Here is a 21,222-nt window from a genome sequence, read left to right as displayed (position 1 = left end):
CATACACCTTTATTCAAGATTCGTGACATCGGCCATAAAAATGCCGAAAATTAAATAATGATTATAGTTTTTCGATCTCCTGCATAAGACGGTCGATCAGTTCATCTTCAGAAACCTTGGCGATAATCTCGCCTTTCTTGAAGATCAAGCCTTCTCCGTCGCCGCCGGCAATACCGATATCTGCTTCTCTTGCTTCACCGGGACCGTTCACCACACAGCCCATCACGGCTACGGTAATATCCTTGGTACAGTTTCTCAGCCGATTTTCGGCTTCATTTGCAAGAGAGATCAAATCTATCTTGGTTCTGCCGCAGGTCGGACAGGAAACGAATTTGACGCCGCTGTCCCCCATTCCGAGTGATCTCAGAATATCCTTCGCGGCATAGACCTCCTCGACGGGGTTATCGGTCAACGAAACGCGAATAGTATCGCCGATACCGTCGACAAGTAACGCACCGATACCGACTGCCGACTTGATGATACCCATACGTCTGGTACCCGCCTCGGTCACGCCGAGGTGCAGCGGATAGTCACAGCGCTGCGCAGCGAGACGATACGCCTTGACCATCGTATTGACGTCCGACGACTTCATTGAAAGAACAATATCGTTAAAATCGAATTTTTCAAGTAACGAAGCATGATAGAGCGCGCTGTCACACAACGCATCGGCAGTAGGATGACCGTATTTTGCCAAAATATGCTTCTCGAGAGAGCCGGAGTTAACACCTATGCGGATCGGGATATTCTTTGCTTTACAAGCGTCGGCAACTGCCTTAACGCGGCTGTCATCTCCGATATTACCCGGGTTGATACGAATTTTATCCACACCCGCCGCAATCGACTCAAGCGCTAATTTATAATTGAAATGGATATCGGCGACGATCGGAACCCCTACAGCTTCTTTCAATGCCGCGATCAGCCTGACCGCTTCCATATTCGGAACAGCGACTCGGATGATCTCACAGCCCGCCGCCTCGAGTTCCTTAGCCTGTGCAACAGAGCCTTCAATATCCTCGGCGGGCTTATTAAGCATCGATTGTACCGATACCTTCGCGCCGCCGCCTATTTTTGTATTCAAAGCGGTTACATACCGTTTACTAGCCATATTAACCTCCGCTGAACAGCTTCCAGACATCCTTGACTGCAATTACAGCCGAAAGTCCCAAAAGCAAAATCAGACCGACAGTATTGATAATCTGTTCCACTCTGCGCGGTACCGGCTTACGGAAGATCCACTCGATCAGCAGCATCAGGAAGCGCCCGCCGTCAAGCGCCGGGAACGGCAGCATGTTGACAACGCCGAGGTTGACGGTAATGATCATCATGATATAAACGATGGAATTTACAGCGGCGCCGAAGCCGTTGGTCTTTAGTGACTCTCCGGCAACCTGCGTGATTGTGGAAGCTATACCGACAGGACCGGACATTTCATTCAGACTGAACTGTCCCTTTATTAATCCGATCAGGCTGCCCCAGACCATTCTGACTACCGAAACGGTGTTCGCAAAAGTTTGTTGTATCACGGTTCCGAAGTCCTTTTCCATCGGCTCGATATAGAAATCCACCTGGAGCTGCGGAGTGTCATCATCGGCGCTTTTCTTAAGCGTCAGCAGATCGACATTCTTAAGCTCGATCATTTCGCCGTCGCGGATGACCTTCATATTAGTACGAAAACGACTTCGGGTATCACGTATTTCAATAGTGGGGATCTTGTCTGACTTTTTCTTTCCGAGCGTCTCGGCAATCCTGTTATAATAATCGCCGAAAACAGCATAGGCTTCACCGTTCGACTTTGTATCAGACAGCCTGATCTGCGCTTCACCGAGAAGCTTGACAACCGCTTCGTTCTGCTCCTTGGTGGTGTTCTCATCGACCAGTTCAGTCGCACGGACGTATAGATCGAAGGCGCAATCCTCTTTATAGACGCTCAGTTCGTTACCGTCTACCTGAGTGACGGGCAGTGTATAAAGCGCAAAGGAAAAATCCGTGGAGGTATTGACCGCGTAATCATTGATCTCAACGATCTTATCACCGCTCTTGAGTCCGGTTACCGCCGTAAAGGACGAAACGGAAAACTCAGATACTGTCGTAGACGCAAAGCTTTCCTGCGGGAGCAGTGTGATCAACATCAACACCAGTCCGAACAGAATATTCATTACCGCTCCGGCGATAATGACAATCATGCGCTTCCATATTGCCGCATTATTAAAAGCGCGGGGATTATCGCTGTCCTCATCCTCACCCTCCATGGCGCAGTAGCCGCCTATCGGGAACAGTCGAAGCGAGTAAGTGGTCTCACCCTTGGTAAAACTGAATATCTTGGGACCCATACCCAATGCAAATTCATTTACCTTGATACCGCTTTTCTTAGCAGTTATGAAATGTCCGCCCTCATGTAAAAATATAATCAGTTCAAACAGCGCTACCGCAATCAATATCAGCGCTATCGTAGTCAGTACGGTGATAATACCATCTCCAAATTGTGTTATTTATAGTTTATGATAGTTTTCGTTTACAAATTCACGCGCCATCGCATCAGCCTCAAGCACGTCATCCAGACATGAAGCCTTACCGACGTTCAGCTCATCGACAGCGGCAGAAACCAACTCACCGATAGCGAGGAAGGAGATCTTCCTGTCACGGAACAAGCGGTTAGCGACCTCGTTCGCGCCGTTAGCAACTGCGGGATACAGTCCGCCCTTCTTCATCGCGCGCTTGCAAGCTGCAAGGCACTTGAATGTTTTATCGTCAGCGCTGAAAAAGGTCATCTGCGATAATGTTTTCCAGTCGATCTCAGGAACGAGAGACGGATAACGCTCGGGATATGTGATCGCATATTGGATCGGGATACGCATATCGGGCATACCCAGCTGCGCTAAAATCGAATGATCGGTAAATTCAATCATTGAGTGGATAATACTCTCACGATGAACAACAACCTCAATATCGTCGGGATCGATATCGAACAGCCAGGCAGCTTCTATGATCTCGAGCCCTTTATTCATCATAGTAGCGCTGTCGATAGTGATTTTTGCGCCCATATCCCAGTTAGGATGGTTGAGAGCCTGCTCGACGGTCACGCCGCGAAGTTCATCGGTTGTCATTCCGAAGAACGGGCCGCCTGACGCAGTGAGCAAAATCTTCTTCAGCGCTTTATGCGGCGGTGAAGCCTGCAGGCACTGGAAGATAGCGCTGTGCTCGCTGTCAACGGGAAGCAGCTTAACGCCGTTTTCCCTCACGGCGTTCATGACCAATTCGCCGCCGGCGACCAACGTTTCTTTATTTGCGAAAGCAATGTTTTTCTTCGCATTGATTGCTTCTAAGGTAGGAGCTAAACCAACCATACCGACAACCGAATTAACCAACAGTTCGGAATCGTCGTGACAAATCTCGAACAATCCGTCCATACCGCTTAGCACCCTGGTATCGGTATCGGCGATATTTATTTTCAGCTCCTCTGCCCTCTTCTCATCAAAAACGACAGCCAGAGCAGGCTTGAACTCGCGAATCTGTTCTTCCAATAAACCGATACTGCTGTGAGCAGACAGTGCCTTGACAGTCAAATTCAGCTTACGAACTACGTCGAGCGTCTGAGTGCCGATCGAACCCGTCGAGCCTAATATAGAAAGTGTTTGTACCATATCAAAAATTATAAGATAAAATAAAAATAAATCGAGAAGATGTAGAGAACGGGGATGCAGAATACGACGGAATCAAAGCGGTCGAGCATACCGCCGTGTCCGGGCATGATCGAACCGTAATCCTTGATCTTGCAATTGCGCTTGATGACGGAGAAGGTCAGATCGCCGAAAATGGAAACGATGGAATTGATAAAACCGACCATCAGGAGTACCCAGAAGTAAACGGTTACCTGACCGTAGATCAGCTTGAAAATCAAACCGATCAAAAGCGTTACGAGCGTACCGCCCAGTACGCCTGCTATCGCTCCTTCAACAGTCTTGTTGGGGCTGATCTCGGGACAAAGCTTGCGTTTACCGAACTTGACGCCGGCAAAATACGCGGCGGAATCAGCGATCCACGGAACTCCCAGCGCAAATACGATCCAGAACGCAGCATGCTCCTTATCGCTCCATACCAAGGCGTTTAACGCCGAGAGCGATACCGACAGCAGTACAACGCCGGTCATTGCAAACATCACGTCCTCTGTCTTGACGGTCTTATGAAAGACGACCGAAAGCACAAACATGCCAAAAACATAGACAAACAGCGGGATGAGCCACGCCTCAGTCATCGAAAGCATCGGGATCAAAAACGCACAGATCAAGCCGGGGATAAACAGCTTCATATCCTTATGAAGCTTCTTTGCAGAAAGATATTCCCCGCAGATCAGAACATTCACCAGCGAGAGCGCGATCGTCACTACGATCGTAGCGAACGAACCGATGACGATCAGTACGATCGCCAACGCCGCCCATATGCCGGCGGTTATCAATCTCGTTTTCATCTCCATCCTCCTCTAATCAACTATACTAGTTGAGAATGTCATGGGGTAAAACAGGAATTCACCCCAATAAACAAATAATCATTAATCATACGCCGCCGAAACGTCGGTTTCGCTTCGCGTATTCTATCAAAGCAGCATCAAGATCTTTTTCCTTAAAATCGGGCCAGAGCACATCCATGATGACATACTCGGCATAAGCGCTCTGCCATAAAAGGAAATTCGAGGTGCGGTTCTCACCGCTCGGGCGAATGATCAGGTCAGGATCGGGCTCACCTTTCGTATATAGGTGATCGGACACGACCTGTTCGTCGATCGAATCGGGATCAAGCGTGCCGTCAGCCGCTTCGCGCGCCATCTGACGCATCGCGGTGATCAGTTCCGCTCTTCCGCCGTAGTTCATGGCGATATTGAGCACCATGCCGTCCCTATCCTTGGATTCAGTCTCGTTTTCCTCCATCAGAGCGATCAGTTCGGGAGAGAAAGCCGAGCGGTCTCCGATGAATCGTAGGATGATGCTGTCATCCTTGAAATCCCTGATTGCTTCCTCCAAATAATCCTTGAACAGGCGCATCAGAGCGTCGACTTCGTCCTTGGGACGTTTCCAGTTCTCGGTGGAAAAGGCATAAACCGTCAGATAGCGGATGCCGATATTGCTGCAGTAGCGGGCGATCTTACGGAAAACCTGAGCGCCTGCGGTATGACCCGCCGAACGCGGCAAGCCGCGTTTCTTTGCCCAGCGACCGTTACCGTCCATGATGATACCGACATGCTCGGGCAGGATAATATCCTGCAGGCTGATCTCAGCCTCCGGCTTCTTTTTAAACAAAGCCATATCAGATCTCCATGATCTCTTTCTTCTTCTTATCGGTGATGCTGTCGATCTCCTTGATGAAGTTATCGGTCGACTTCTGAACCTTCTTCTCGCCTTCCTTGAGGTCGTCCTCAGTCAGCTCGCCGCTCTTCTTCATCGCCTTGAGCTTCTCCATAGTGTCACGGCGGACGTTACGGATCTGCACCTTGCTGTCTTCGGCGATATGCGCGATATCCTTCGCGATCTCTTTACGCTTATCCTCGGTAAGGGGCGGGAAGATCAGGCGGAGTACTTTGCCGTCATTCTGGGGATTAATACCGACATCGGACATCTGGATCGCCTTCTCAATGGAACGCAGAGAACTCGCGTCGTAAGGCTGGATCACAAGCGTTCTCGCCTCGGGAACAGAAATGGAAGAAAGCTGATTGATAGGAGTGGGAACGCCGTAGTAATCAACAGTGACCTTATCGAGCACGGCGGCATTCGCTCTGCCGGCACGAATCGACTTAAACTCATCGATCAGGTGGTTGATGCGGCGCTGCATACGCTCGTCATTCTTCTTTAATACTTCTTTCATGGTAAATCCTCCTTATGTTAAGTGTTAATAATAAACAAAACAAAACAAAGCAAATCAGTTCGTAACTAAGGTGCCGACCTTCGTGTCGCAAACCGCGTCGTAGATATTATCGGGATCAAGGATACTGAACACCATCAAACCGATGCTGTTGTCCTTACAGATCGCGGCAGCGGTGGAATCTATGACCTTCAGATCTTTTTCGAGAACCTCATGGAATGAAAGCTGTTCATATTTCACAGCGTCCGCATAGGTATTGGGATCTTTATCATAAACGCCGTCGACCAAGGTCGCCTTGAGGATGATCTCCGCTTCGATCTCTGCAGCTCTGAGTGCAGCGGCTGTATCGGTCGAGAAGAAGGGATTACCGGTACCGCAACCGAAGATCACGACTCTGCCCTTCTCCATGTGACGGATCGCGCGAGCACGAATATAAGGCTCAGCGACCTGACGCATGGTGATAGCAGTCTGGACGCGGACATCCACACCGATCGACTCAAGTGCATCGGCTACGCCGAGAGCATTGATGGCAGTCGCCAGCATACCCATGTGATCCGCGCGGGTGCGATCCATATCGCCGCTGGAACGGCCGCGCCAGAAGTTGCCGCCGCCGACAACGATCGCAACCTGCACGCCGTCGTCAACCAGTTTCTTGATAGGAATACAATACTTCTGCACGGTATCAAAATCAATACCGTGCTTCTCCGCTCCCGCAAGAGATTCACCGGATAATTTCAATAAAATTCGCTTGTATTTTGGTTTCATGCATATCACTCCACATTAAATTCATAATTATATATTATTTTACTACAAAGTGACATTTTTGTAAAGTCAATCTGCACAAATCTTGTTCGGATAAAGCAACAAATATTCATCCTTAAATTCTATGATAATACACAAAAGATTTTAACAGGTTATGAACAGTTTTCAGTCGTGCTAAATTCCATTCATTTTTGTTGCTTAGCCGCAAAAGAGCGGCAAAATAACTTTTCCATATGTGATACGGGCAATTTCTTATAAAGAAAAAACGGGAGCAGTTGCCTGCTCCCGCTTAATGGATGTTGAATTATTTTACCATGCTGGCAACTTCTGCAGCGAAGTCGTCCTGACGCTTCTCGATGCCCTCGCCCTTCTCAAAGCGGATGAACTTCTTGATAGCGATGGAGCCGCCGAGCTTCTTGGCGGTAGCGTCGGTGTACTTGCCGACGGTCAGGGTGTTGTCCTTGACGAACTCCTGATCGACCAGGCAGTTCTCCTTGTAGTACTTACCGAGCTTACCGGAAACGATCTTCTCCAGAACCTGCTGGGGCTTGTTAGCCATCTTGGGATCGTTCTTCATCTGCTCGACCATGATGCTCTTCTCATGCTCGATGACCTCAGCGGGAACCTCCGCCTCGTTCAGATAAGGAGTATTCAGTGCAGCGATCTGCATCGCGATATCCTTACCGTAGGCAACGAACTCGGGGCTTGCAGCGTCGATATCGGTATCGAAGTTAACGATAACGCCGATCTTGCCGCCCGCGTGAACGTAAGCAACGCAAGCGCCGTCAACCAGCTCGAAACGGCGGATCTGGATGTTCTCACCGATGGTGAGAACCTTCTCCTGCAGGAGCTCGGCAACGGTCATCTCGGAACCGACAGCCTTAGTAGCGAGGAGAGCCTCGACGTCAGCCGGGTTCTCTGCCATTACGGTCTGAGCACAGGTGTTTACAAAAGCCTGGAAATCAGCGTTCTTAGCTACGAAGTCGGTCTCAGCGTTGACCTCGATGACAACGCCCTTGGTATTGGTCTCGTTGGTGATCGCCAGAGCGATACCCTCTGCCGCGATGCGGTCAGCCTTCTTAGCCTGCTTAGCCAGACCCTGCTTTCTTAATACGTCAATAGCGGTGTCCATATCGCCGTTAGCCTCGGTCAGAGCCTTCTTGCAGTCCATCATACCGCAGCCGGTCTTCTCGCGAAGCGCCTTTACATCCTGAGCTGTAAATGCCATATATACCATTCCTTTCGTTATTATACTATAAGGTTAAGATTGTTACAGGGAACCTTTGTCCTTTGCGATAACAATCAAAAATTACTCTTCTACGATCTCCTCAGCCTCGGGCTCAGCAGCGGCAGCGCCCATCTGGCCTTCTTTACCCTCGATGATCGCGTTAGCCATCGCACCGGAGATCAGCTTAACGGCACGGATCGCGTCGTCGTTACCGGGGATGATGTAGTCGACATCATCGGGATCGCAGTTGGTATCAACGATCGCAACGATCGGAATACCGAGCTTCTTCGCCTCAGCTACGGCGATCTTCTCTTTTCTCGGGTCAACGATGAACAGAGCACCGGGCATCTCGGTCATATCCTTGATACCGCCGAGGAACTTCTCAAGCTTCTCGATCTCGAGGTTGAGCTTGATGACTTCCTTCTTGGGCAGAAGATCAAAGGTACCGTCGGTCTCCATGGTGCGCAGCTGCTTTAAGCGAGCGATTCTGCGACGAATGGTGGTGAAGTTAGTGAGCATGCCGCCCAGCCATCTTGCGTTTACATAGTAAGCGCCTGCACGGGTAGCCTCATCCTTAACAGACTCCATCGCCTGCTTCTTGGTACCGACGAAGAGAACGTTCTTACCCTCCATAGAGATCTCACGAACAAAGTTGTACGCTTCCTCGAGCTTAACAACGGTCTTCTGCAGGTCGATGATGTAGATACCGTTACGCTCAGTGAAGATGTAGGGAGCCATCTTAGGGTTCCATCTTCTAGTCTGGTGGCCGAAGTGTACGCCTGCCTCCAGAAGCTGTTTCATAGAAACTACTGCCATTTTGTTTTCCTCCTTAGGTTATAAACCTCCGTTGCGGCGGGTATTTTGACAGGAAAATCGCAGGAAAATCCGCTGCGACACCCGACTGTCAAGCCGTCAACGTGCGTAATGCCTGAATATTTTACCACAAATAAAAAAAGAAATCAAGCATTTTCAGAGGAAAAAGCTTGATTTCTCAAAGTTTTTATTCAACAATTACCACATATCGAAGTATCTGACGTAGCCGTAAGAGCAGACATACTGCTGAGACTCATGCCAGGGGCTGGAGCAAAGGTTGCTCGCGTAGAACACGCGGATGCTGTGCTGTACGGCAGAACCGCCCTGATCGAAGATGTAGTTGACAACTTCCTTAGCAGTCTGAGAAGGGGTGATCGAGGTAGAACCGTAGTAACCGTTCTGAACCAGGAGCTGCTTCATGCTGCTGTAGCTGCCGTTGACGTAAGTATCTCTGATACACTGTGCGACCAGCGCCATGCCGTCAAAGCCCTGGCTGCCTGCCTCACCCATCAGGATACGCTCGGTGATATCTCGGTCAGCGTCGTTGAGATATACCGTGCAACCCGTGTAATACGGGTCGGGGTTGTCGATGTCCATCAGAAATTGTGATGAACTTGATGCCGCCGGATATGAGCTCTCATAGGACTCATAATCCTCGTCATCGGATGTCGAGCTGTAGTCGGCGTATTCATCATCGGAGGAATAGGACTCAGAGGAAGAATCTGCGGCAGGCTTAGACGCCTTGCTGCTCTTCTTCGCGGTCTCCTTGGAAGCGGCTTCTGTAGCAGCCTCCTCGGCGGCCTTCTGGATCGCCAACTGTTCGGTGACGACCTCCTGAGCCTCTTTCTTTGCCTCGTCGATGGTGATGGCTCGCTTCATCAGGAGCGCATCCTCAGCCGACATTATATTTGCACTGTCTTTCGTAGCGGTTTCTGTTTTATTGGTATCACTTGCTGCTCCTACACCCGGCGCGAGAATCAGAGAGTATGACATGAGCATTGCTGCACACATACCTACGGAAGCTATCCGACGGAATAATCGAATCGTTTCTGTACTCATTTGAATCTCCTCCTTTCATAGAGTTATCGGTGATCCGATAAGTAAAATGTCGCGTAAATCCTAAGTTGTCGCTTCATTTCGAGTCTTATTTAACCACAAAATAACAAGAATTGCAAGTTTGTTACTTTTGCGTTTTAGTTCTTTTAAAGCACTATAAAACGCTTTTATTTCGATTTTCGAAGATTATTTTAGAAAAACTGTACATAATCAACAATATTATATAGTGCAATTTGCTAAGGTTCACAAAAATATTTGGTGACAAAACGTTACAAAAGTATGACGGTTTTTTGCTTTATTTACCTTTTTTTGCACACAATTTTCGACAAGGATCGCGTCCTCCCCTATCAGGCGGATATTCTCCCACTTGATCAGGCAGTCGTCAGACCTACCGAAAAGCCCGAAAAACTTCGGTCTGCCGTAAACGATCAACGCTACGACTTTTGCACAGGTCGTATCGACCTCCAAATCGTCCACAAAGCCTATACGGCACCCGCTTTTTGCGTTGATGACTTCCTTTTTTCTCAACTCTTGCAATCTGCAGGGCAAGAATCATCACCTCCCTGCATTATGATATTCATTATATAATAAAAAAATACACCCTCATGAAGAGGGTGTGAACAAATTATGAATTTTACGACCGATTAATATCCGTGAGCCTGCTGCAGCATCATATCCTTGACCTTCATCAGTCGGGTCTGGGTCGAGCGCTCGTTTTCATCCAGCTTACGGGTGATATAACGGATCTGCTCTCTGGTCTCGGGGATCATGACGTGCTCGAGAGCGTTGACGCGGCGGCGGGTCTTCTCGATCTCATCCGCCATCAGCTGACAGCTCTTCTCGATCTCGGCGAGTTTGATCAGGTCGGGCAGGATTTCGGAGAGCGACAGCACCGCGTCGTCAAGATCCGCAGAGGTGAACGCGAATCCGTAGGAATAGATATCGTTGGGGTCGGGCGTTCGCGTCTCGGTATCAAAGACGGGAATATCCACGCTCATAACGTTGCGGTAGGAGGTGCTGACATAGACCTCCTGCTTCGGCGCAAGCAGCGCAGCCTTCAGCGTTTCATCGCTCATGGCGGCTTTCGCGAGAACAAAGTTGCCGTTCGCCTTAGCGAGAGCCTGCTCGACCTTAACTCTGAGAGCACGGTTCTCGCGCACCATCTCCAGAAAGCGGCGCATCAGCTCGTCGCGCTTATCCTTGAGGAGCTTGTGTCCTCTGGTGGCCGTATTCAGTTTTTTCTTGAGCCTCGTGAGCTCCATACGGGTCGGATTGACCTGCTTGACAGCCATATATTATCACCTGAAATTCGGAAAATGGAAAATAGAGAAATCGGGTGCGGATAAAGTCCGCTCGTCACTTCTCGTAATAAATATCGAGGTACTTATCATCGATACGCTTGAGTTCGGATCTCGGGAGGATGCGTAAGAGCTCCCAGCCGAGATCGAGGGTCTCTTCGATCGAGCGATTTGTCTCATAGCCCTGAGAGACATATTCTTTCTCGAAGCGATCGGCAAACTGTGCGTACAGCTTGTCGATATCCGTCAGAGCGGACTCACCCAGAATGACCATCAGTTCCTTAGCGTCTTTACCGCGGGCATACGCGGAGAACAGCTGATTCATCGTGTTCGCGTGATCGGCACGGGTCTTTCCCTCGCCGATACCCTTATCCTTAAGTCGGGACAGGGACGGCAGAACGTCGATGGGCGGCGCGATATTCTTGCGGTACAGCTCACGGGAGAGGATGATCTGACCCTCGGTGATGTAACCGGTCAGATCAGGGATGGGATGGGTCTTGTCATCCTCGGGCATGGTCAAAATCGGGATCAGGGTGATTGAGCCCTTCTTACCCTTCTGTCGTCCGGCCCTCTCATAAAGCGTTGCAAGGTCGGTGTACATGTAGCCGGGATAACCGCGACGACCGGGGACTTCCTTACGCGCGGCGGAAACCTCACGCAAAGCGTCGGCGTAGTTTGTGATATCCGTCATGATGACGAGAACGTGCATATCGGCTTCAAAAGCGAGATATTCAGCGGCGGTCAGCGCCATACGGGGCGTAGAGATACGCTCGATCGCAGGGTCGTTCGCAAGGTTCACGAACATGACGGTACGGTCGATCGCGCCGGTCTCCTTAAAGCTTTCGATAAAGTAGTTACTCTCTTCAAAGGTGATACCCATCGCGGCAAAAACAACAGCGAACTGCTCATCGGTACCGCGAACACGCGCCTGACGGGCAATCTGAGCCGCCAACTGAGCATGCGGCAGACCGGATGCGGAGAAAATCGGAAGCTTCTGGCCTCTGACGAGCGTATTCAGTCCGTCGATCGCGGAAACACCCGTCTGGATGAACTCCTGAGGATAATTACGGGCATAGGGATTCATCGGCAGACCGTTGATATCCATGCGTTTGACAGGCAGGATATCGGGACCGCCGTCGATCGGCTTACCCATACCGTCGAATACACGAGAAAGCATATCGGTGGAAACACCGAGCTCCATCGACTTGCCTAAGAAACGGACTTTAGAATTGGAGAGGTTGATACCGGCGGCGGAGTCGAACAGCTGGACCAAAGCTTCCTCGCCGTTGATCTCAAGCACCTTACAGCGGCGAACTTCTCCGGAGGCGAGTTCGATCTCACCGAGGTCGTTATAGCTGACGTCACTGACGCCCTTGACAAGCATCAGAGGACCCGCTACCTCTTCGATAGTTCTGTACTCCTTCGGCATATCACTCATCCCCCTTCTTGATGATCTGATCGATATCGATATCGAGATTGTGGAGAATGTCATCATAGACAGTCTCGATCTCGTCTTCCTTTACATATTTGAAACGACCGATGCGCTCACGGATCGGCATGTTAATCAGCAGATCGAGCTGAGCACCCTTTGACAAAGCGGCAGTGCTCTTATCGTAGAACGCCATGACCAGCTGCATCATATGATACTGCTTCTTGAGCGTGGAATAGGTATCGGTCTCATGGAAAGCGTTCTGGTGGAGGAAGTCCTCGCGGATAGAACGAGCCGCCTCGAGCTTGATACGATCGGTATCTGACAGAGCATCCATACCGACGAGCTTAACGATCTCTTCAAGCTCACTCTCCTCCTGCAGCAGATGCATGATGCGCGCACGCAGATCCATCCAGTCAGACGCGACGTTCTCCTGATACCACTTCGCCATCGTATCGACATACAGCGAGTAGGAGGTCAGCCAGTTGACTGCCGGGAAATGGCGCTTATACGCCAGTCCCGCGTCGAGACCCCAGAACACCTTGACGATACGCAGGGTCGCCTGAGATACCGGCTCGGAGATATCACCGCCGGGAGGCGATACCGCACCAATAACGGACAGGGAACCTTCCTCTTCGTCAGAGCCGAGTGTGATAACGCGACCGGCACGCTCGTAGAACTGAGCAAGGCGGGAACCCAGATAAGCGGGATAGCCCTCTTCACCGGGCATTTCTTCCAGTCGACCGGACATCTCACGCAGCGCCTCAGCCCAGCGGGAGGTGGAATCCGCCATCAATGCGACGGAATAGCCCATATCGCGGAAGTACTCGGCTATGGTGATACCGGTGTAGATCGAAGCCTCACGTGCCGCAACGGGCATATCGGAGGTGTTGGCGATCAGTACGGTACGCTCCATCAGGCTGTGACCGGTCTTAGGATCAAGCAGCTCGGGAAATTCGTTCAGAACGTCTGTCATTTCGTTGCCGCGCTCGCCGCAGCCGATGTAGACGACGATATCAGCCTCAGCCCATTTCGCGAGCTGATGCTGTACGACGGTCTTACCCGAACCGAATGGACCGGGTACGGCAGCGACGCCGCCCTTAGCAATCGGGAACAGCGTATCAATGACGCGCTGACCGGTGATCAGGGGCATATCCGGCGAGAGCTTCTGCTTATAGGGTCTGCCGATACGGACAGGCCACTTCTGCATGAGAGTGAGTTCAAAGCGCTCGCCCTTCTCATTCTCCGTAATAGCTACGGTATCGGTGACATGATACTCACCGCTCTTGATCTCTTTAATCACACCGCCCATTCCGACGGGAACCATGATCTTGTGTAGGACGATCTCGGTCTCCTGGACGGTACCGATCACGTCGCCGGGCTCGACCTTATCGCCGACAGCCTTCTCAGCCTTGAACTGCCATACTCTGTCCCGCTTCAGAGCAGGCACAGAGACGCCGCGGCTGAGGTTGTTGCCGCTGACCTTCATGATATCGTCCAAGGGGCGCTGGATACCGTCGTAGATGCTTTCGATCAGTCCGGGACCGAGCTCAACGCTGAGCTGGTTGCCGGTCGACACCACGGGCTCTCCGGGACCTAAACCCGAAGTCTCCTCATAAACCTGGATAGAGGCGCGGTCGCCGTGCATCTCGATAACCTCGCCGATGAGGTTCATATTCGATACATGTACAACGTCGAACATATTACAGTCGCGCATACCGTCGGCGATGACCAACGGACCCGCTACCTTCTTAATTACACCTGTACTCATAAATATCAGTCCTTTATTAAAGTCAGAAGTGAAAAGCTGACGCTATCTGATCCAAAGCAGCGTCATTCCGTGCTGAATTCTGATTACCGACTTCTGACTAATCGTTAAATATATCACTGCCGACTGCCTTTTCGACAGAACGGCGAACCGCGCTGAGTCCTTCTCCGGTGTTACCCGACACGCCGGGTATCAGGATAATCGCGGGCGAAGGCGCGCTGCGGTACTTCTCTATTTCTTTATCAAGGGTCATGGCGGCTGCCTCGGTCACGTAGATGATGCTGTAGCTCTCGTTCTGGCAGAGCTTCTTGAACATCAAAGTTCCCTCTTCCCCTTCTTCATAGACATAGGGGTCGAGTCCAAGGGCAGCAAAGCCGTAGATGCTCTCTTTATCGCCGACAACGGCAATCCTGTTAGACATACATGCTCCTCAGTCTTTCTTTGACGGTTTCCTCAGAGAGGTTGTTAATCTTTGCCGAAAGGATCAAACGCACCGCCTTCATCTCATTTTCACGCGCTAGAATATAGGCAACGATAGGACCGATTCCGAATGGCTCCCATTTCTGGGAACGCATCACCTCGGTCAGATAATCGTCACACCACTTTTCAAAAGCGGACATTGAGGTGCGTATCGCCTCGACAGCGCCCTTATAATCGGTCAAGTTCAAATACGAGATGATCGCGTCAAAATCAAGCGCCGCGGCTGCGGAAAGCTTCTCAATATCAAGGGAGTCGCACTCCGCCATTGCTCTGAGGATAAAGTCATGAGATTTCTTGGTTTTCGCCGAGCGTACAGCGATCTTTATATCGCCCGAAGCCGCGAACAGCTCGCAGTACAGACGAATGATCTCATTATCGCTCTGCTTTCCGAGAGCGACAACATGCTCCATACACGCTTTGTCGATGATCATATCACAAAGCTGACCGTCGGAGGTCTGGAGCAGCACAGTCATCGCTTCACGGGCACAGTTCTGCAAAAACTCAGGCAGATGTTGATATTCACGCTTGCTGATACTGTCGAATATCTCTAACGGATCGCATACCGCGTTATAGAGAAGCATGCCGTCGGGCTTTTCATTTCGGGTCACGCACTTGATTGCGACCTTAAGGTTATGAAAATCACTCGGAACACGCAGAAAATCAAAAACTCTCTGCTCGGTGACAATTTCATCGATGAAATCCCAAAGCTTCTTCTCTTCGAGAGAAAGGAGTGCTTCGGAATCCTTGACGTCGTTATTATCGCCCCAGCCCTTATCGCGGAGCAAACGGATCGCAGACGGCGTATCCTTCGCGGAAAGAAGCGAAAGAAGATCGCCGTCATTCAGAAGCCTTGTCTCACGGAAGCGGATGCGCGCCACAGCATAAGTGTAGTCCTGCTGCATAGTCATCCTCCGATCAGAAAAGCAGCTTGCCCGCTCTGTCGGACAGCGACTCCGCCTCACCGGCGAAGATCGCGTCGAAAGAGCAGTTCTGCTCAATGCCGCCGTAACGCAGAATGAATCCCGCGTCGATCGGGGCACATTCATCGGAAAGTGCTAGCGAGCCCTTAGCGATACCCGAGAGCTTCTCCGGCAAGTCGGCCGGCATTCTCCTGCGATCCTTCTCACCGAAAAGTATCTCGCCGTTCTCAGGCATCGAGTACTTCTCGACCATCTTAGCGATCAGGTCGAAGTACTCGTCGTCGGGAAGCTGTTTTACAGCGCTGAGTCCTTCGTTGAGCATCGTTTGGATGATGCTCTGCTTGGTGTAGAGCATCACGCGCTTTTCTTCGAGGTCAGCGGCGGATTCGCCGCGCTTTTTGATATCAGCCACACGGGCGGCAGTTTTATCCTTACCGTCTGCGGCAATAGACTGAGCCTTTACCTGAGCCTCGGCGATGATCGCGTCAGCCTTCTTCTGCGCTTCGGCAATCACCTTATCACAGATATCCTTGGTATCAAGCTCGATCTGTTCGATTATCTTATCAATACCGGACATATTCTTCTCCGCTTACATGCCGGCGATGCCGATGATCGCAAGCATCGAGATCAGCAGTGCAAGGATCGCGTAAGTCTCGACCATTGCCGGCATCAGGATCGCTTTACCGAACTGATCGGGCTTTTTCGCTACCGTTCCGATACCCGCAACGGCACACTTGCTCTGATAGATTGCGGAATACAGTCCGCAGAATGCGATCGGCAGAGATGCCGCGAAATACAGCAGACCCTGCAGCGCAGTGACCTCCTTTGCACCGCCGATCAGGCCGACATTAGAAAGGATGAGGATACCGACAAGCAGGCCGTAAATACCCTGTGTAGCGGGCAGCAGCTGGAAGATCAGTACCTTACCGAAGAGCGAAGGCTCCTCAGCCAGTACGCCGGAAGCTGCAACGCCTGCTTTGCCTACGCCGATTGCGGAACCGATGCCCGCCATGAGTGTCGCAAAAGCTGCGCCTAAAAGTGCGAAGAATAAACCTGAATTCTGAAAAAACGCTGACATATTATTTGTCCTCCTTGACTGTATAATGCTTTGTATTGATTTTATACGGGTTGAAACCTCTTCCGCCGCCTGTATAGAACTTGCCGAAGAATTCAACAAACTGTAATCTGTTGGTGTGTACATACGCGCCGAGCGCGTTGATACCGATATTCACCGTATGTCCGATCAGGAACACGAGGATGAAGACGACCACGCCGATCGGGCTGTCTCCGAGAATCGTGCCGACCAGATTGAAGACCTGAGCAATGATACCGGTCGCCATGCCTAAAGCCAGTAATCGGCTGTAGGAAAGGATATCGCTCAGATAACCTGTAGCGCCGTACAGTCCGTAGACGCCTTTTAAAAGCCGGATGAACGGATTGGAACTTTCCCTTCCGGAGAACAGGACGATGATCACGGCTCCCACGGCAGCCATGATTCCGCCGATCTTTAGGTAGATACCCGGTAAAGTGAAGCCTGCGATATCCCCCATCATGTCGGTCGAAAGCAGCGCCAGAATCGCGCCTCCTACGAGAAGATACCAGCTGACCACATCATAGATGACCGCCGGGTAATTCTTGTTTCTGATATTGTTATATGCCATGATACCGAGACCCACAAACAGATGGATAATACCTAAGAGGAATGAAACCATCAGCACCTTCATGGGATCGGACACAGGGTTGAGCCACAGCGGTACGACCAAACCGGGGATAGCGGGAGGCTCGGTGTGGAAGAAGGTATTCGAAATGACCGGGATCGCGTCGCCGAAGAACGAGCCGAACATCAGTCCCCAGAACGTGGTGGAAACGCCGCACCAGAAGAACATCTTCATCGAGCGTTTGAGCCCCGGTTCCATTCCCTTGAACTTCAGCAGGCATATACCGCACGCGAGCGCCATCACAATACCGTAGCCTGCGTCGGAAAACATCATTCCGAAGAAAAGGTAATAGAAGATCGCCATGATCGAGGTCGGATCGGCTTCATGGTGATCGGGGTAGCTGTACGATGCGAGAACGCCTTCAACCGGCTCCGTAAATCTGTTGTTTTTCAACTTTACGGGAGCGTTATCGCCCGCTTCCTCCAGCTCGACCTCTGCATCGTAGGTAGTTTCGAGGTAATCCTTGAGCTTCTTTGCGTCGGGCTCGGGGATGTATCCCGTCATCACGAAGGTGTTGTTCGAGGTCGCGATATCGTCATAAGCCTTATACCGTTCGGACTTCATGGTGTAGTAGTCCTCGAGGAAGGCGAGCTTATCGTAGTACTTCTCGAGTGCCTTGATATTTTTTTCGTTCTCCAAGATCCTACCGTCACGGTTGCTGATATGGCGGTTGATCTCTTTCTCCCGCTTCTGCGGCGTAACGGTCGAGACATAAGGCGGGTATTCGAAGCCGATCCGCCTGAGCGCGTCGCCGACCGCATCCGAATCCTTCTTGGAGGTCAGGACAAACACACAGCTCTGGTTATTATCGCTGTACACGGTCTCGATATCAAACGCTTCATCGCCCGAAAGATACTCCGCAAGCTGCGTCGTAATCTGTTCACTCGTCTTCGGCGGAGCAAACTTACCGATAAAAGCTTTGGTCGTTGCGGTTCCGGAGAAGTTCATTGGCACATCGAGCGCCAGCCATGGCTTAATCATCTCGAGCTGCTGTTGATACTTGATCTTCTCCGCCTCATTCTGTTCAATATTCTTTTGATACGATAGGATATCGTAGGCTGCGCGAAGGATATCCGGCGCGTCGTCGGCAAGCTTATTATACTCCGCCCGGGTAAGTTGTTTTCGACCCTTGAAGGAATCGAGCAATCCCTTCTTCTGCGGCGCGTACTTCGCGAGGATCTCGCGCGCCTGCTTGGCGGTATTTGCTATGCCGTTATACTGTGCCTGAAAAGCGGAGGTATCGTCTTTATAAAAGACGCTGTCCTCGATATCGACGTTTTCGATCTCGATAACGCCTCGCCTTTGCAGGTCCTCCAGAATATCCTTGCAGTACTTGAGCAGCGCATACACGTTGACGCGCTGCATTCTGAGCATTGCCATTATGCCCTCCTTACTGCTTTAAGCTTATCAAATCAAACCAATGTTTCTCGGATAAGCTTATTGATCACATTCTGTTTATTCTTGATCGTTTTTTCTGTCAGAGCCTGAGCATCTGCCTCAGCCTGAGCCTTGCGTTCCTTTACGATCGCATCGGCGCGGTTCTTTGCCTCATCGGCAGCGCGGGTATCAAGCTCAGCTGCCTTGACCTTAGCCTGAGCAATCAGCTCGTCGGCGTGTCTCTCGGCGTCGGCGATCAACTGCTGCGCCCTGAGTTCCGCGTTTTCTCGGGCTTCATTTGCCTTCAGCTCCGCCTCTCTGACTCTATCTATTGTGGAACCAGCCATCTAATCACCACCATATAGCGTATTCTAGTTTATAATAACCTCTAAAGTCTGTTAAGTCAAATGTTTTTTCTGATTTTTGTACAAATTCTGCATATTGTCAATAAAATCAGCATGACTTTCCCGATCAAAACGGTATTATACGCAATCCAATCATATTATTACAAGAAAATGCAAAGGCGCTTTGACATGAACTGCAAATCTCCTGTGTCATAATAACTACAAACAATAACGGAGGTCGGCATGACAGTATATGTAGATGTTCTGTTATTTATCAATACCGTTTTCAACTACGCTGTGCTGATGACAGCGGACGCACTGCTCAAGCGGCGATGCCGCTTGTGGAGGCTGATTACGGGAGCGTTTATCGGGGCGCTGTTCTCGTTAAGTATCTTTTTGAATTTTGACAGTTTTTGGTTTCTGCTGTTGATCAGGAGCGTATCATCATGCGTGCTGACCGCGGTAACCTTCGGTTATCACGGAAAGGGAGCTTATCTCAGAGCGCTGCTGATGACCTTCTGTGTATCGATGGTTTACTGCGGCGCGGTGATATTATTCTATCAGATATTCAAGCCGCCGCGAATGCTGATCGTCAATGACGTTCCGTACTTTCAGGTCAATCCGCTTGTTCTCGTTCTTTTATCGGCAGTAATCTATCTAATCTTATTGTTATGTAACAAACTCTTTCGCGAAAGAATCAAATCAACCGTCGTACCGCTGTCATTTAAGGTAAACGGTCGAGACTATTTCTGTATCGGGAAGATCGACACGGGCTGCAACCTGATCGAGCCGTTTTCCAAAGCCCCCGTCATTATCGTTGACAGCACGGTCATGACCTTGTCCGAGGAGCTTCCGGCACGGATCGTTCCCTACTCTACCGTCGGCGGATCATCCTATCTGAGAGCAGTCAAAGCCGCTTGCGTAACCATCGACAAAGAATCCGTCGATCAGCAGGTCTACATCGCCTGTATCAGCGAACTGAACCATAACTTCCATGCAATTATCAATTCTGACATCATAAGGTGATACAACATGCAATTTATACGAAATCTGATCTTTAAGCTGCGTTTTCTCTTTCTCTCTAACAGCGTTTACTACATCAACAGCGCCGGCGCTCTCCCGCCGCCCCTTACCAAGAACGAAGAAGCGGTTATCCTAAAGCGAATCAGGGAAGGCGATGATAAAGCGCGAGAACCGCTGATCGTACACAACCTGAGGTTAGTCGTTTATATAGCGAAAAAGTTTGAGAACAGCAACGTCAATATCGAAGATCTGATCAGCATCGGGACGATCGGACTGATCAAGGCGGTCAACACTTTCTCACCCGACCGCAATATAAAGCTGGCGACCTACGCCTCACGCTGTATAGAAAACGAAATCCTCATGTTTCTGCGTAAAACTACCCAGAGCAAGTATGAGATTTCAATAGAAGAACCCCTTTCAACCGACTGGGACGGCAACGAACTTCTACTCAGCGACATTCTCGGATCAGAGAGTGATACCGTCAGCGCGGATATCGAACAGGAAGCGGAGCGCACACAATTACTGGAGGCTGTCAGTCGCCTGAATACCCGTGAAGCAATGATTATGGAACTGCGATTCGGACTTAACGGTAACCGAGAGCATACGCAAAAGCAGGTCGCCGACATGCTCGGCATCTCACAATCCTACATCTCCCGACTGGAAAAAAAAATCATCGGCAAGCTGAAAGCCGATCTGGAGAAGGTGGTATAAGCATATCGGCTGCCGTGATAAACGCGGCAGCCGATATCTTATGTGATTCTGCTTATTCGTTCTCGGAAGAAGCCTGATCCTGTGCATTCTCATCAATATTTCCGTCACCGTCACGGTTCTCCATATCTCCGACGTTACCGTCGCCATCCTCAACCTGACCGTCCTCGATCATGCTGTCGACAGCGTCTTCGATATTTTCACCCAAATCGCGCTCAGTCATATTCTCACCATCGGTGGAGGTGATCCTACGAGTACCGGGATCGTCTATCCCCATCTCGGTCGCGGCCTTCTTCAAACCGGAAGACGCCTCACTGGCGACCTCCTTGACCTTGTGCTCCGTCTCGGTCATGCAGCCGGATAACACCGTAGCCAGCATCAGAGCGGCACAGATCAAGCCTAGTAATCTTCTCATAATAATTCTCCTTACAGTAAAAAATTACCGTCG

Annotated in this window: 23 protein-coding genes; 2 read left to right on the top strand and 21 right to left on the bottom strand. The window is 50.5% G+C overall.

Annotated features, from left to right (window positions below; genetic code table 11):
• Positions 1-61 precede the first annotated feature (61 nt).
• The 20 genes from ispG to R2I50_RS02235 form a co-directional block, all read right to left on the bottom strand.
• Positions 62-1,105 carry a flavodoxin-dependent (E)-4-hydroxy-3-methylbut-2-enyl-diphosphate synthase gene (ispG, locus tag R2I50_RS02330; RefSeq protein WP_316607489.1) on the bottom strand — a complete coding sequence of 348 codons (1,044 nt, stop codon included), beginning with the start codon at positions 1,103-1,105 and terminating at the stop codon, positions 62-64.
• 1 nt (position 1,106) lies between these two features.
• The gene (gene rseP, locus R2I50_RS02325) at positions 1,107-2,435 is read right to left on the bottom strand and encodes an RIP metalloprotease RseP (protein WP_316607488.1); all 1,329 of its coding nucleotides are present in this window, start codon (positions 2,433-2,435) and stop codon (positions 1,107-1,109) included.
• 54 nt (positions 2,436-2,489) lie between these two features.
• The gene (locus tag R2I50_RS02320) at positions 2,490-3,641 is read right to left on the bottom strand and encodes a 1-deoxy-D-xylulose-5-phosphate reductoisomerase (RefSeq protein ID WP_316607487.1); all 1,152 of its coding nucleotides are present in this window, start codon (positions 3,639-3,641) and stop codon (positions 2,490-2,492) included.
• Between the two features lie 8 nt (positions 3,642-3,649).
• Positions 3,650-4,465, bottom strand: a complete 816-nt coding sequence (locus tag R2I50_RS02315) for a CDP-archaeol synthase (protein ID WP_316607486.1) — start codon at positions 4,463-4,465, stop codon at positions 3,650-3,652.
• 85 nt (positions 4,466-4,550) lie between these two features.
• Complete coding sequence (locus R2I50_RS02310) at positions 4,551-5,297, bottom strand: isoprenyl transferase (RefSeq protein ID WP_316607484.1); 747 nt, start codon at positions 5,295-5,297, stop codon at positions 4,551-4,553.
• Between the two features lies 1 nt (position 5,298).
• A complete protein-coding gene (gene frr / locus R2I50_RS02305) occupies positions 5,299-5,853 on the bottom strand; it encodes a ribosome recycling factor (protein ID WP_316607483.1) in 555 nt (184 codons plus the stop codon).
• A gap of 54 nt (positions 5,854-5,907) precedes the next feature.
• Entirely contained in the window at positions 5,908-6,615 is a 708-nt protein-coding gene (gene pyrH / locus R2I50_RS02300) for a UMP kinase (protein WP_316607481.1), read from the bottom strand.
• 301 nt (positions 6,616-6,916) lie between these two features.
• Entirely contained in the window at positions 6,917-7,840 is a 924-nt protein-coding gene (gene tsf, locus R2I50_RS02295) for a translation elongation factor Ts (protein WP_316607480.1), read from the bottom strand.
• An 81-nt stretch (positions 7,841-7,921) separates the two neighbouring features.
• Entirely contained in the window at positions 7,922-8,656 is a 735-nt protein-coding gene (rpsB, locus tag R2I50_RS02290) for a 30S ribosomal protein S2 (protein WP_316607479.1), read from the bottom strand.
• 195 nt (positions 8,657-8,851) lie between these two features.
• Positions 8,852-9,532 carry a hypothetical protein gene (locus R2I50_RS02285; protein ID WP_316607478.1) on the bottom strand — a complete coding sequence of 227 codons (681 nt, stop codon included), beginning with the start codon at positions 9,530-9,532 and terminating at the stop codon, positions 8,852-8,854.
• A gap of 420 nt (positions 9,533-9,952) precedes the next feature.
• Positions 9,953-10,258 (bottom strand): YlmC/YmxH family sporulation protein, encoded by a 306-nt coding sequence (locus tag R2I50_RS02280; protein WP_316607477.1) that lies wholly within the window; start codon positions 10,256-10,258, stop codon positions 9,953-9,955.
• Positions 10,259-10,353: 95 nt separating this feature from the next.
• Positions 10,354-11,001: a V-type ATP synthase subunit D gene (locus R2I50_RS02275; RefSeq protein ID WP_316607476.1), complete on the bottom strand. Its 648-nt coding sequence runs from the start codon at positions 10,999-11,001 to the stop codon at positions 10,354-10,356.
• A 64-nt stretch (positions 11,002-11,065) separates the two neighbouring features.
• Positions 11,066-12,436: a V-type ATP synthase subunit B gene (locus tag R2I50_RS02270; RefSeq protein WP_316607475.1), complete on the bottom strand. Its 1,371-nt coding sequence runs from the start codon at positions 12,434-12,436 to the stop codon at positions 11,066-11,068.
• Between the two features lies 1 nt (position 12,437).
• Positions 12,438-14,207, bottom strand: a complete 1,770-nt coding sequence (locus R2I50_RS02265) for a V-type ATP synthase subunit A (protein ID WP_316607474.1) — start codon at positions 14,205-14,207, stop codon at positions 12,438-12,440.
• A gap of 97 nt (positions 14,208-14,304) precedes the next feature.
• Positions 14,305-14,625 carry a V-type ATP synthase subunit F gene (locus tag R2I50_RS02260; protein WP_316607473.1) on the bottom strand — a complete coding sequence of 107 codons (321 nt, stop codon included), beginning with the start codon at positions 14,623-14,625 and terminating at the stop codon, positions 14,305-14,307.
• Positions 14,618-15,586 (bottom strand): V-type ATPase subunit, encoded by a 969-nt coding sequence (locus tag R2I50_RS02255; protein ID WP_316607472.1) that lies wholly within the window; start codon positions 15,584-15,586, stop codon positions 14,618-14,620. Before R2I50_RS02255 ends, R2I50_RS02260 begins: the two co-directional genes overlap by 8 nt.
• A gap of 13 nt (positions 15,587-15,599) precedes the next feature.
• Positions 15,600-16,181 (bottom strand): V-type ATP synthase subunit E family protein, encoded by a 582-nt coding sequence (locus tag R2I50_RS02250; RefSeq protein ID WP_316607471.1) that lies wholly within the window; start codon positions 16,179-16,181, stop codon positions 15,600-15,602.
• 12 nt (positions 16,182-16,193) lie between these two features.
• Entirely contained in the window at positions 16,194-16,682 is a 489-nt protein-coding gene (locus R2I50_RS02245; RefSeq protein ID WP_316607470.1) for a V-type ATP synthase subunit K, read from the bottom strand.
• Position 16,683: 1 nt separating this feature from the next.
• On the bottom strand, positions 16,684-18,702 hold the full coding sequence (locus R2I50_RS02240; RefSeq protein ID WP_316607469.1) for a V-type ATP synthase subunit I: 2,019 nt from the start codon (positions 18,700-18,702) through the stop codon (positions 16,684-16,686).
• 32 nt (positions 18,703-18,734) lie between these two features.
• Positions 18,735-19,046, bottom strand: a complete 312-nt coding sequence (locus R2I50_RS02235; RefSeq protein ID WP_316607468.1) for a hypothetical protein — start codon at positions 19,044-19,046, stop codon at positions 18,735-18,737.
• Positions 19,047-19,286: 240 nt separating this feature from the next.
• Between R2I50_RS02235 and R2I50_RS02230 the strand changes: the two genes are divergently transcribed.
• Both R2I50_RS02230 and sigE read left to right on the top strand, forming a co-directional pair.
• On the top strand, positions 19,287-20,069 hold the full coding sequence (locus R2I50_RS02230; protein WP_316607467.1) for a sigma-E processing peptidase SpoIIGA: 783 nt from the start codon (positions 19,287-19,289) through the stop codon (positions 20,067-20,069).
• 6 nt (positions 20,070-20,075) lie between these two features.
• Complete coding sequence (gene sigE / locus R2I50_RS02225; protein WP_316607466.1) at positions 20,076-20,777, top strand: RNA polymerase sporulation sigma factor SigE; 702 nt, start codon at positions 20,076-20,078, stop codon at positions 20,775-20,777.
• 52 nt (positions 20,778-20,829) lie between these two features.
• Here the strand turns inward: sigE and R2I50_RS02220 are convergent, their stop codons facing one another.
• Entirely contained in the window at positions 20,830-21,189 is a 360-nt protein-coding gene (locus R2I50_RS02220; RefSeq protein ID WP_316607465.1) for a hypothetical protein, read from the bottom strand.
• Between the last annotated feature and the right edge of the window lie 33 nt (positions 21,190-21,222).

Origin of the sequence: uncultured Ruminococcus sp., from assembly GCA_902785355.1 — a bacterium.
Taxonomy (GTDB): Bacteria; Bacillota; Clostridia; order Oscillospirales; family Acutalibacteraceae; genus Ruminococcoides.
Note: the sequence above shows the minus strand (reverse complement) of the source record. Positions and strands in the feature narration are given on the sequence as shown.

Bases quoted from the DNA above. Each gene is read 5' to 3' on its own strand.
- R2I50_RS02260 (WP_316607473.1), bottom strand. From the start codon at position 14,625: ATGTCTAACAGGATTGCCGTTGTCGGCGATAAAGAGAGCATCTACGGC.
- R2I50_RS02250 (WP_316607471.1), bottom strand. From the start codon at position 16,181: ATGTCCGGTATTGATAAGATAATCGAACAGATCGAGCTTGATACCAAG.
- tsf (WP_316607480.1), bottom strand. From the start codon at position 7,840: ATGGCATTTACAGCTCAGGATGTAAAGGCGCTTCGCGAGAAGACCGGC.
- pyrH (WP_316607481.1), bottom strand. From the start codon at position 6,615: ATGAAACCAAAATACAAGCGAATTTTATTGAAATTATCCGGTGAATCT.
- R2I50_RS02310 (WP_316607484.1), bottom strand. From the start codon at position 5,297: ATGGCTTTGTTTAAAAAGAAGCCGGAGGCTGAGATCAGCCTGCAGGAT.
- ispG (WP_316607489.1), bottom strand. From the start codon at position 1,105: ATGGCTAGTAAACGGTATGTAACCGCTTTGAATACAAAAATAGGCGGC.
- R2I50_RS02255 (WP_316607472.1), bottom strand. From the start codon at position 15,586: ATGCAGCAGGACTACACTTATGCTGTGGCGCGCATCCGCTTCCGTGAG.
- R2I50_RS02240 (WP_316607469.1), bottom strand. From the start codon at position 18,702: ATGGCAATGCTCAGAATGCAGCGCGTCAACGTGTATGCGCTGCTCAAG.
- R2I50_RS02285 (WP_316607478.1), bottom strand. From the start codon at position 9,532: ATGAAGCGAGCCATCACCATCGACGAGGCAAAGAAAGAGGCTCAGGAG.
- rpsB (WP_316607479.1), bottom strand. From the start codon at position 8,656: ATGGCAGTAGTTTCTATGAAACAGCTTCTGGAGGCAGGCGTACACTTC.
- R2I50_RS02275 (WP_316607476.1), bottom strand. From the start codon at position 11,001: ATGGCTGTCAAGCAGGTCAATCCGACCCGTATGGAGCTCACGAGGCTC.
- R2I50_RS02245 (WP_316607470.1), bottom strand. From the start codon at position 16,682: ATGTCAGCGTTTTTTCAGAATTCAGGTTTATTCTTCGCACTTTTAGGC.
- R2I50_RS02265 (WP_316607474.1), bottom strand. From the start codon at position 14,207: ATGAGTACAGGTGTAATTAAGAAGGTAGCGGGTCCGTTGGTCATCGCC.
- R2I50_RS02270 (WP_316607475.1), bottom strand. From the start codon at position 12,436: ATGCCGAAGGAGTACAGAACTATCGAAGAGGTAGCGGGTCCTCTGATG.
- R2I50_RS02220 (WP_316607465.1), bottom strand. From the start codon at position 21,189: ATGAGAAGATTACTAGGCTTGATCTGTGCCGCTCTGATGCTGGCTACG.
- R2I50_RS02235 (WP_316607468.1), bottom strand. From the start codon at position 19,046: ATGGCTGGTTCCACAATAGATAGAGTCAGAGAGGCGGAGCTGAAGGCA.
- R2I50_RS02315 (WP_316607486.1), bottom strand. From the start codon at position 4,465: ATGAAAACGAGATTGATAACCGCCGGCATATGGGCGGCGTTGGCGATC.
- frr (WP_316607483.1), bottom strand. From the start codon at position 5,853: ATGAAAGAAGTATTAAAGAAGAATGACGAGCGTATGCAGCGCCGCATC.
- R2I50_RS02230 (WP_316607467.1), top strand. From the start codon at position 19,287: ATGACAGTATATGTAGATGTTCTGTTATTTATCAATACCGTTTTCAAC.
- R2I50_RS02320 (WP_316607487.1), bottom strand. From the start codon at position 3,641: ATGGTACAAACACTTTCTATATTAGGCTCGACGGGTTCGATCGGCACT.
- sigE (WP_316607466.1), top strand. From the start codon at position 20,076: ATGCAATTTATACGAAATCTGATCTTTAAGCTGCGTTTTCTCTTTCTC.